This is a genomic window from Micromonospora sp. AMSO12t (assembly GCF_008806585.1).
In the GTDB taxonomy this organism is placed as follows: Bacteria; Actinomycetota; Actinomycetes; order Mycobacteriales; family Micromonosporaceae; genus Micromonospora; species Micromonospora reichwaldensis.
In genome coordinates, this window is the sequence record NZ_WAAS01000611.1 from 1 (window position 1) to 468 (window position 468).

Below are 468 nucleotides of genomic sequence, written 5' to 3' on the forward strand. Positions count from 1 at the left end.
TTAGTGGCAGCGGCCTCGAGCATGGCGTACTCGCCGGAGACCTGGTAGGCGGCAACCGGTACCTGCGACACTTCGGCGACGTCGGCCAGCACGTCGAGGTAGTGAGAGGCGGGCTTCACCATGACCAGGTCAGCTCCCTCGGCGAGATCGAGGAGGGCCTCGCGCATGCCCTCCCGGCGGTTCGACGGATCCTGCTGGTAAGCTTTGCGATCGCCCTTGAGGGAGCAGTCGACGGCGTCACGGAAGGGGCCGAAGAAGGCCGAGGCGTACTTGGCTGAGTAGGCCATGATCGACACGTCGGTGAATCCTTCGCGATCCAAAGCATCGCGAATGACAGCGATCTGGCCGTCCATCATCCCCGACGGGGAGACCATGTGGGCTCCGGCGCGTGCCTGGGACACCGCCATCGCGGCGTAGAGCGGCAGGGTGGAATCGTTATCGACGCGACCATCAGGGGTCAGAGCCCCA

General features: G+C 65.2%; 1 pseudogene. It reads right to left on the reverse strand.

Annotated elements, in window-relative coordinates:
* Positions 1-468, reverse strand: a pseudogene (locus tag F6X68_RS33185) (porphobilinogen synthase); the annotation flags it as partial.